1 protein-coding gene is annotated in these 572 nt (G+C 53.5%); it reads left to right on the forward strand.

The genetic code is table 11. From position 1 onward, the window contains the following. Positions 1 to 572, forward strand: a 572-nt coding sequence (locus tag AOA59_RS00705; protein ID WP_143522740.1) for an immunoglobulin-like domain-containing protein, incomplete at both ends; no start/stop codon positions are given.

Consider the following 572-nt stretch of genomic DNA (forward strand, 5'->3'; position numbering starts at 1 on the left):
GATCCGAAGGCAGCTGAAACAGCCATCACTGATTCGATCGACAACACCACGGTTTCGCTGAGTGCAGATAAAGCCTCGGTAGTTGAAGGCGGCGACATCACTTACACCGCGACCTTGACTAACAAGGCGCAGACCGACGTCACCGTAACGCTTGCGAACGGCCAAACCATCACGATCAAGGCCGGTGAAACTGTCGGCTCGACCGTGTTTAACACTCCAGCCAATGACGTCTATAACAACGGTTCGACTGTCAGCACCACCATCGCGAAGACCGAAGGCGGTAACTTTGAGAATCTGGTTACCGATCCAAAAGCGGCCGTCACTTCGATTACCGACTCGATCGACAACACCACGGTTTCTCTGACTGCTGATAAAGCCTCTGTAGTTGAAGGCGGTGACATCACTTACACCGCGACCTTGACCAACAAGGCGCAGACCGACGTCACCGTAACGTTGAGCAACGGCCAAACCATCACGATAAAGGCCGGTGAAACCGTCGGCTCGACCGTGTTTAATACTCCAGCCAATGACGTCTATAACAACGGTTCGACTGTCAGCACCACCATCGCGAA

It is taken from the genome of Pseudomonas sp. 2822-15 (assembly GCF_002742515.1).
Classification (GTDB): domain Bacteria; phylum Pseudomonadota; class Gammaproteobacteria; order Pseudomonadales; family Pseudomonadaceae; genus Aquipseudomonas; species Aquipseudomonas salomonii.